The organism is Hyunsoonleella aquatilis, from assembly GCF_014270105.1.
GTDB lineage: Bacteria > Bacteroidota > Bacteroidia > Flavobacteriales > Flavobacteriaceae > Jejuia > Jejuia aquatilis.
Map to the genome: position 1 here is coordinate 848,622 of NZ_JACNMF010000001.1, position 10,165 is coordinate 858,786.

5 protein-coding genes are annotated in these 10,165 nt (G+C 40.3%); 3 read left to right on the forward strand and 2 right to left on the reverse strand.

Features of this window, described 5'->3' with window-relative positions; genetic code table 11:
- Window positions 1-20 precede the first annotated feature (20 nt).
- Together rpoC and H7U19_RS03700 are read left to right on the forward strand one after the other, a co-directional pair.
- Window positions 21-4,322, forward strand: a complete 4,302-nt coding sequence (rpoC, locus tag H7U19_RS03695; RefSeq protein WP_186558976.1) for a DNA-directed RNA polymerase subunit beta' — start codon at window positions 21-23, stop codon at window positions 4,320-4,322.
- A gap of 141 nt (window positions 4,323-4,463) precedes the next feature.
- Entirely contained in the window at window positions 4,464-4,781 is a 318-nt protein-coding gene (locus tag H7U19_RS03700) for a DUF3467 domain-containing protein (RefSeq protein ID WP_130938142.1), read from the forward strand.
- A 57-nt stretch (window positions 4,782-4,838) separates the two neighbouring features.
- Here H7U19_RS03700 and H7U19_RS03705 read toward each other — a convergent pair whose 3' ends face one another.
- Window positions 4,839-5,072, reverse strand: a complete 234-nt coding sequence (locus H7U19_RS03705; protein WP_186558978.1) for a (4Fe-4S)-binding protein — start codon at window positions 5,070-5,072, stop codon at window positions 4,839-4,841.
- A gap of 130 nt (window positions 5,073-5,202) precedes the next feature.
- The gene (locus tag H7U19_RS03710; protein ID WP_186558980.1) at window positions 5,203-6,792 is read right to left on the reverse strand and encodes a peptide chain release factor 3; all 1,590 of its coding nucleotides are present in this window, start codon (window positions 6,790-6,792) and stop codon (window positions 5,203-5,205) included.
- A gap of 381 nt (window positions 6,793-7,173) precedes the next feature.
- Here H7U19_RS03710 and H7U19_RS03715 point away from each other — a divergent pair.
- Window positions 7,174-10,165 (forward strand): Ig-like domain-containing protein (locus H7U19_RS03715; protein WP_222597369.1); only part of this gene is annotated, 2,992 nt, incomplete at its 3' end.

Genomic DNA, 10,165 nt, shown 5'->3' on the forward strand with positions numbered 1-10,165 from the left:
AGACTGAAAACTAAAAAAACATGGCAAGAAAACAAGATAAACATACAGTTAAGAGGTTTAATAAAATCTCAATTGGTTTAGCATCACCAGAGTCTATTTTAGCAGAATCTAGAGGTGAGGTTTTAAAACCGGAAACTATCAATTATCGAACTCACAAACCAGAACGTGATGGTTTGTTCTGTGAGCGTATTTTTGGTCCTGTAAAGGATTACGAATGTGCCTGTGGAAAATATAAAAGAATCCGCTACAAGGGTATTGTTTGTGACCGTTGTGGTGTTGAAGTAACGGAAAAGAAAGTACGTCGTGATCGCGTAGGACACATCAACTTGGTGGTGCCTGTGGCGCATATATGGTATTTCCGTTCGTTACCAAATAAAATAGGATATTTACTAGGGTTGCCGTCTAAGAAATTAGATATGATAATTTACTACGAGCGTTACGTAGTAATTCAACCGGGTAATGCCAAAAACGAAGAAGGCGAGCCGTTACAAAAAATGGATTTCCTTACAGAAGAGGAATATCTTAATATTCTAGAGGAATTACCTCAAGAAAATCAATATTTAGAAGACACGGACCCTAACAAGTTTATCGCAAAAATGGGGGCTGAGTGTTTGATAGATTTATTGGCGCGTATCGACTTGGAAGGTTTGTCTTATGAATTACGTCATAAGGCAAATACCGAAACTTCTAAACAACGTAAAACTGAAGCGTTAAAGCGTTTACAAGTTGTTGAGGCCTTAAGAGAGTCTAATAACAATCGTGAGAACAGACCAGAGTGGATGATTATGAAGGTGATTCCAATCATCCCACCTGAATTGCGTCCTTTAGTACCGTTAGATGGTGGTCGTTTTGCTACTTCTGATTTGAACGATTTATACCGTCGTGTAATCATCAGAAACAACCGTTTGAAGCGTTTGGTTGAAATCAAAGCACCTGAAGTAATTTTACGTAACGAAAAGCGTATGTTGCAGGAATCGGTAGATTCATTGTTTGATAACACACGTAAATCTTCAGCAGTAAAAACAGATTCTAACAGACCATTAAAATCATTATCAGATTCATTAAAAGGTAAGCAAGGACGTTTCCGTCAAAACCTTTTAGGTAAGCGTGTTGATTATTCTGCGCGTTCGGTAATCGTTGTTGGTCCAGAATTAAAATTATTCGAATGTGGATTGCCAAAGAACATGGCGGCTGAATTATACAAGCCTTTCGTGATTAGAAAATTAATCGAAAGAGGTATTGTAAAAACGGTAAAATCTGCAAAGAAAATTATAGATAAAAGAGAGCCTGTGGTTTGGGATATCTTGGAAAACGTCCTTAAAGGACATCCGGTATTGCTGAATCGAGCGCCTACGTTACACCGTTTGGGTATCCAAGCGTTCCAACCGAAATTAATTGAAGGTAAAGCAATCCAGTTACACCCGTTAGTGTGTACCGCATTTAACGCGGATTTCGACGGTGACCAGATGGCAGTACATTTACCATTAGGGCCAGAGGCGATTCTGGAATGTCAATTATTAATGTTGGCATCACATAATATTTTGAACCCTGCAAATGGTTCTCCAGTTACCGTACCTTCTCAAGATATGGTGCTTGGTTTATATTATATGACCAAAGAGCGCAAGTCCACTCCTGAACTGCCTATCAAAGGTGAAGGGTTGACGTTCTATTCTCCTGAAGAAGTAGAAATTGCTTTTAATGAAAAGAAAGTGGATTTGAATGCCGGAATCAAGGTAAGAACCATCGACATTAATGAAGATGGTAAATTGGATAGAATGATCGTTGAGACTACTGTTGGTCGTGTGTTATTCAACCAACATGTACCTCAAGCTGCCGGATATATCAATCAGGTATTGACTAAGAAGTCTTTGAGGGATATTATCGGTCAAATCCTTAAAGTAACATCTGTTCCTGAAACGGCTGAATTCTTGGATGCGATTAGAACTTTAGGGTTCAATTTTGCATTCCAAGGCGGTCTGTCTTTCAGCTTAGGTGATATTATCATCCCACCAGAAAAGCAAGGTATGATCGATGCTGCAAATAAGCAGGTGGACGGTATTATGGGTAACTATAATATGGGATTGATTACCAACAACGAGCGTTACAACCAAGTAATTGATATTTGGACATCTACGAATGCCGAGCTGACAGAGCTTTCGATGAAGCGTATCCGTGAGGATCAACAAGGATTCAACTCTGTATATATGATGTTGGATTCTGGAGCTCGTGGTTCTAAAGAGCAGATTCGTCAGCTGACCGGAATGCGTGGTTTGATGGCCAAACCTAAAAAATCCAACGCAGGTGGTGGAGAAATCATTGAAAACCCAATTCTTTCTAACTTTAAGGAAGGGCTTTCAATTTTGGAATACTTTATTTCTACGCACGGTGCTCGTAAGGGTCTTGCCGATACGGCACTTAAAACTGCGGATGCGGGTTACTTAACGCGTCGTTTGGTGGATGTGTCTCAAGACGTTATTATTAATACAGAGGATTGTGGTACCCTTAGAGGTGTTGAAGTAGAACCTTTGAAGAAAAACGATGAGGTAGTTGAAACACTTGAAGAAAGAATTGTTGGCCGAGTAGCACTAAACGATACTTACGATCCTCAAACCGATGAGTTATTGGTTGCTGCTGGGCAGTTGATTGACGACGACATCGCGAAGGCTATTGAAGACTCACCAATTGAAACGTTGGAGGTGCGTTCACCATTAAGTTGTGAGGCTACCAAAGGTATCTGTGCTAAATGCTACGGACGAAACCTTGCTACTGGTAAGATGGTTCAAAGAGGAGAGGCTGTTGGTGTTGTTGCTGCGCAGTCTATTGGTGAACCAGGTACACAGTTGACATTGCGTACCTTCCATGTAGGTGGTATTGCAGGTAACATTTCTGAGGATAACAAATTAGCTGTGAAGTTTGATGGAATTGCCGAAATCGAAGATCTTAAAACTGTTAAAGGTGAAGATAGCGAAGGTAATGAAGCTGATATTGTTATTTCCAGAACTTCTGAAATCAAATTGGTTGATAAGAAAACAGGAATTACGTTAAGCACGAACAACATTCCTTACGGTTCCATCATTTTTGTCAAAAATGGTCAGGAATTGAAGAAAGGTGATGTGGTATGTCAGTGGGATCCATATAATGGTGTAATAATTTCGGAATTTGCCGGTAAGGTGAAGTATGAAAACATCGAGCAAGGTGTGACTTACCAAGTTGAAATTGATGAACAAACAGGATTCCAAGAAAAAGTAATTTCTGAATCTAGAAATAAAAAGTTGATCCCGACCCTTCATATTGAAGATGGAAAAGGTGAAACCATTCGTTCGTACAACTTACCAGTTGGTGCACACTTAATGATTGACGATGGAGAGAAAATTAAAGTAGGTAAAATCTTGGTGAAAATACCGCGTAAATCTGCTAAAGCAGGTGATATTACGGGTGGTTTGCCACGTGTAACGGAGTTGTTCGAAGCGCGTAACCCATCCAACCCTGCGGTGGTTAGTGAGATTGACGGAGTAGTGTCCTTCGGAAAAATCAAGCGTGGAAACCGCGAAATTATCGTAGAATCCAAGTTAGGCGAGATTAAGAAATACCTAGTTAAGCTTTCAAATCAAATCCTTGTTCAGGAAAACGATTACGTGAAAGCTGGTATGCCTTTATCTGATGGTTCTATTACACCAAACGATATCTTGAATATCAAAGGGCCTTCTGCGGTACAGCAATATTTGGTGAACGAAGTACAAGAGGTTTACCGTTTACAAGGTGTGAAAATTAATGATAAGCATTTTGAAGTTGTTGTAAGACAAATGATGCGTAAAGTAAGAATCATCGATTCTGGTGACACCATCTTCCTTGAGGATCAATTGGCGCATAAAGATGATTTCATTAAAGAAAATGATGAGATTTTCGGAATGAAGGTAGTTGAAGATGCAGGGGAATCTACCAACTTAAAAGCGGGTCAAATTGTATCACCTCGTGATTTAAGGGACGAAAATTCTATATTAAGAAGAGAGGATAAGAAGCTTGTGGAAGCAAGGGATGCCAAGCCTGCAACGGCGGCACCTATTCTACAAGGTATTACAAGAGCCTCGCTTCAAACTAAGTCGTTTATTTCAGCGGCATCATTCCAGGAAACCACGAAAGTATTGAACGAAGCAGCAGTAGCAGGTAAAGTGGATTCTCTTGAAGGATTAAAGGAAAACGTAATTGTTGGACATAGAATTCCAGCAGGTACGGGTATGAGAAATTATACGGACATCATCGTTGGTTCTAAAGAAGAATTTGACGAAATGATGCAAGTAAAGCAGGAAATGAACTTTAATTAAATGAGACTCAGGCTTCGCAATTCATAGACGCAGTGAAACCTATAAGTCGAATTTACACTGAGCGCAGTCGAAGTGTCTCAAAAAACAAAGGCCTTCAATCTAGATAGTATTGAAGGCTTTTTTATTAAAATAATATATATTATGGCAGACGAAAAAGACAATCAAAAGCAAGGTCAAATCAATATTGAACTGGATGAAAAAGTTGCTGAAGGCACGTATTCGAACTTAGCCATCATCAATCATTCTGTATCTGAATTTGTAGTGGATTTTGTAAACATTATGCCGGGCGTACCAAAAAATAAGGTAAAATCCAGAATAATTTTAACACCACAACATGCCAAGCGGTTATTGAAGGCTTTGGGTGACAACGTGGCAAGGTTTGAAAATGCTCATGGGGAGATAAAAGACTATGAACAACCTCCAATTCCGTTAAACTTTGGCCCAACGGGGCAAGCATAAAACAAAAAATCCTTTGAACCATGTTCAAAGGATTTTTTGTTTCAATTCGGAATTGAATTATATAGCTTGTTTCTGGTTTTTTCTATAATACTGCAAGGCTCCGGATGGGCATTTTTTAATTTGCTTGATAATTTCATCTGTTTTGCCCTCGTCTAAATTTACCCAGGGGATTATCGTATCACTAAATACGTGAGACAATCCTCGAGCACAAGTTTTTGAAAGCGTACAGAGACAAGGATCATAAGTTACGGTAATATCCTTGTTGCTAAATTCTTTAGATTCTATTTCCATGGTGTCATCAATTTGGGGTTGATTTCTGAGATACAATTTATAAAGAGTTGATTTTTATGTCCTAAAAATTCGTTCAATCGCGAAAAAAAATATGCCAAATACGCTTTTTCCGATGAAATGCATATTGATTTTACTCAAATTCCGAAGTATAGTGAAATTTGATACTTGGGTATTTTTGCTGAGTCATTTGGAGTGAAAAGGCCGAATCCGCTAAAAACACCAATTGGTTTTGCTTGTCCTTGGCCAAAAACCGTTGTTTCACCCTTAAAAACTCTTCGAATTCTTCATTTTTTTCATCTTCCGGATCTACCCAACATGCTTTGTGCACGTTCAGGTTTTCATAAGTACATTTTGCACCGTATTCATGTTCCAGTCTATACTGAATGACTTCATATTGAAGCGCTCCAACTGTGCCAATAACCTTTCTGCCATTTAATTCCAAAGTAAATAATTGGGCAACACCTTCATCCATCAACTGGTCAATACCCTTGTATAACTGCTTTGATTTTAATGGGTCAGCATTGTTGATGTACCTGAAATGCTCTGGTGAAAAACTTGGGATGCCTTTATAGTTCAATACTTCACCTTCCGTTAGCGTATCTCCTATTTTGAAATTTCCCGTATCTTGAAGTCCAACGATATCACCTGGATAGGAAACGTCTACAATTTCCTTTTTTTCAGCAAAAAAAGCATTCGGACTTGAAAATTTAACCTTTTTGTTATGTCTCACATGTAAATATGGTGTGTTCCGTTTAAATTCGCCTGAAACAATTTTAACGAAAGCCAACCTGTTTCTGTGATTGGGATCCATATTGGCGTGTATTTTAAATACAAAGCCACTGAATTTGTCCTCATTGGGCTTTACCAAGCGCTCTTCACTGTTTTTTGGTCTTGGCTTTGGTGCTATCTCCACAAAGCAGTCCAATAACTCCCGAACTCCAAAATTGTTTAGGGCCGAACCAAAAAATACAGGCTGTAAATTGCCTTCCAAATAGGTATTTTTATCAAACTGTGGATAAATTCCCTCAACCAATTCTATTTCTTCGCGTAGCGTATTAGCAGAAGATTCACCAACCAATTCGTCCAATTCTGGGGAGGATAAATCCGAAATTTTGATAGTTTCCTCAATATCTTTTCGGCTATCTCCACTAAACAAATTGATGTTTTTCTCCCAGAGGTTGTAAATCCCTTTAAATTCATAACCCATTCCGATAGGGAAACTCAAAGGTGTGACTTTCAAGCCTAACTTTTGCTCAACTTCATCCAATAAATCGAATGCATCTTTTCCTTCCCTATCCAGTTTATTGATAAAAACAATCATAGGAATATTACGCATACGGCACACTTCTACCAATTTTTCAGTTTGCTCCTCAACACCTTTGGCTACGTCAATCACAACAATTACGCTGTCGACAGCAGTAAGGGTTCTAAAAGTGTCCTCGGCAAAATCTTTGTGCCCAGGTGTATCCAGAATATTGATTTTGATACCGTCATATTCAAAGGCAAGCACAGAAGTCGCAACGGAAATACCACGTTGGCGCTCAATTTCCATAAAATCACTGGTGGCTCCTTTTTTAATTTTATTGCTTTTTACGGCGCCAGCTTCTTGTATGGCACCACCAAAAAGCAACAGTTTTTCTGTTAAAGTAGTCTTACCCGCATCTGGATGGGAAATAATTCCGAAGGTACGTCTGCGCTCAATTTCCTTAATAAAAGACATAAAAATAAATTTCGGCAAAGATAAATTTTAAAAGGCATTCTGCTATACATAGTGACTTATCTTTTTGATATGTGAATGTATTTGATTTGTTGGTTTTTTTTAAGTTTTATTGTTTAAAATCAAATTCGCGTACTCATTGCGTAGTTATGCACAGCACTTAGACGGCAATAATTTTAATAATTTGCAGAAAAGCACATTATACAAACTGACTTATGAATTTAATTATTCCGCAACTATTTGCATGTTTGTTAACAAATGTTAATTTTACAAAAAAATACTCTCAAATATCCACTGTACAGTCTCTCAATATAAATAATCTCATTTTTTTTCACATCTAAGTTAAAAGTTGAATTGAAAATTAAAGCATAGCTCAACACTATTATGGCAAATCTTTACCAAACTAAAAACAAATATTTTAAGTTACTCCTTTTAATAGGCCTTTTTTTAGGGTCATTAACTGTTTTTTCTCAGGCAGCACCAACATTTGGTGGAACTCAAGGACCAACACTGCTTTCGGGAACTTTAAATCAGCAGGGCTCTCGTTATTTATATACTGATGTTGTAGTAAACGTAAACGGGACTGCCTCTAACGCGGATGCTGTTGTTACCATAATAGAGTTAAATAATATCACCGTAAATAATGTGGATACTACGCTGGGGGTAGATAATCGATTTGAGCCTTCAACGACGACCACAGCCGCTGGGGGGTATGTAGAATGGGAAATACAGTTTGTTGAAGATGGAACAGCCAATGCGTCTTCTAATGGAACACCAATACTAGTTGATTCATATACCCTAGAAGCTATCGATGTGGATGGTAATGAATTTTTTGAGGTCGCCGTACCTGAAAGTTATACTTTGGAGGCAGGAAATAGCCCTACACCAGGTGGATGTCCTCAAGGATCGGGTGCAACTAATAATAATATTGGGTGTCCTACGGATTTGGTAGTTTCTTCCAATGGAATTTTTACGCGTTTTCAAAGTGATTCTGATTTTTCTGCAGGTATAAATGCCGCTAGAACAGAGTTTGTGGTTGCTGTGGTCTACAATAATATTAGTACGGTTAGGTTTAGAAATGGTCGATCAACAAGTGGTGGGCAAAGACAAAACTCCGTAAGTTTTTTAGGTGAAGTTAATTTTATAAACCCGTCTATTACTACACTTAATGGTCCTCCAGTAGTAGTTGATAATTTAGGTAATACCGTGGTTCAAAATTCCACTGGAAATCCCGCAATTAATGTGCTAACAGGTTCCTCTGATCCAGATGGGAATTTGGATCCGAATACAATCGTTTTAATTGATCCCAATAACTCTTCAAATATTGGTACTGTTGGAAATGATTTGGTAATTCCTGGGGTAGGGACATATTCTGTTGATAATACAGGAAATGTAGTTTATACACCTGCGACTGATTATTTAGGAGTCGCAGATATTAATTTTCGAGTAGAAGACGATACTGGTGCAAATTCTAATTTAGCTACTCTAGGCATTCTTGTTTTGCAAGATTCCGATGGAGATGGTGTAGATGATGTTACTGATTTAGATGATGACAATGATGGAATATTGGATACTGATGAAGGATTTTCTACAACTACAGGTTCAGCTCCAGCATGTGGATCGCACACAGTGTTAAATTTTAATAATGCCTTTACAGAAGAACCAGGTGGTGATGGTAATAATAGTACGTTTTTACAAGGTGAAACTTTTAGGTTCCCTAATGTTGCCACAGGAATTGATGCATTGGTAACAATAGTTACATTAAATGGAACAACCATACCGACTTTAGATGACAATGGGTCAAACCCAAATTCGTTTCAACCTCAATCTGCATTCAATTTAAGTGCGCCAGGAGATCAGGCCTACACTGAATTTAGATTTGACTTTGTGACGACTGGCGGGACAGTTGGTGTAAATGATGTTGTGCTTACAGAGTTTTTTGTGAATTTTAATGATGTTGACGGGAATAGTACTTATGGTGAACAAAATTGGTCTCAATTACCCGTAGGATATTTTGTTGATGACCCTACAGAGTTAAATATTGATACAGTCGATAACTTTGTTGTTGGGACCGCAGGAACTACAGAATACCCTGGTGTAACGAATACCTTTCCTCAAGTAAATTATGCTACAGAACATCAAGGAAAATCATCTTATACTATTCGTTTAGGAGTTATAGCAAGAGTTGCAGGAGCTTCAGCGGGAGGTAGACAGCACAATGTTGAATTTGATTGTGCCGCAAATTTTAATAACCCTTTAAGTACTACAACAGTTGATACAGATAACGACGGAATTGCCGATCATTTGGATACTGATAGTGATGGTGATGGTTGCCCAGATGCAGTTGAAGGAACAGCCAATATATCATCAGCACAACTTGACGCAAACGATAGTGTGCCAGGGCCATTTAATTCAAGTGGAGTTCCAACAGCAGTAAATGGTGGGAGTGGACAAGGAGCTGGAAGTTCTACAAATGCTGGTGTCTCTGCATGTGAGCCAACAGCCGTGGACGATACGGCCACGGTAGACGAGGACGACACGGTGAACATCGACCCGCTGGCAAACGACGATTTCGGAGGCGACGGCCCGAGTACCGGTACCATTACCATTACGACACCGCCCACCAACGGCACCGCCACGGTGAACGACGGCGGTACGCCCAACGACCCTACCGACGATACGATAGACTACACGCCCAACGGGGACTACAACGGCCCGGATACCATCACCTATGAGATCTGTGATGCCGATGGCGACTGTGCCACGGCGGACATAGACGTTACGGTAAACCCGATAAATGATACACCAACAGCTGTGGACGATACGGCAAGTGTCGACGAGGACGACACGGTGAACATCGACCCGCTGGCAAACGACGATTTCGGAGGCGACGGCCCGAGTACCGGTACCATTACCATTACGACACCACCGGCCAACGGTACTGCCACGGTGAACGACGGCGGTACGCCCAACGACCCTACCGACGATACGATAGACTATACGCCCAACGGGGACTACAACGGCCCGGATACGGTCACCTACGAGATCTGCGATGCGGACGGGGACTGTGCCACGGCGGACATAGACGTAACGGTGAACCCGATAAACGATACACCAACCGCAGTAGACGACACGGCCAGTGTCGACGAGGACGACACGGTGAACATCGACCCATTAGGAAACGACAATTTCGGCGGGGACGGCCCGAGCACAGGCACCATTACCATTACGACACCACCGGCCAACGGTACTGCCACGGTGAACGACGGCGGTACGCCCAACGACCCTACCGACGATACGATAGACTATACGCCCAACGGGGACTACAACGGCCCGGATACGGTCACCTACGAGATCTGCGATGCGGACGGGGACT

Excerpts from the sequence above, each read along its gene's own strand:
- H7U19_RS03710 (WP_186558980.1), bottom strand. The coding sequence starts at position 6,792 with ATGTCTTTTATTAAGGAAATTGAGCGCAGACGTACCTTCGGAATTATT.
- H7U19_RS03700 (WP_130938142.1), top strand. The coding sequence starts at position 4,464 with ATGGCAGACGAAAAAGACAATCAAAAGCAAGGTCAAATCAATATTGAA.
- H7U19_RS03705 (WP_186558978.1), bottom strand. The coding sequence starts at position 5,072 with ATGGAAATAGAATCTAAAGAATTTAGCAACAAGGATATTACCGTAACT.
- rpoC (WP_186558976.1), top strand. The coding sequence starts at position 21 with ATGGCAAGAAAACAAGATAAACATACAGTTAAGAGGTTTAATAAAATC.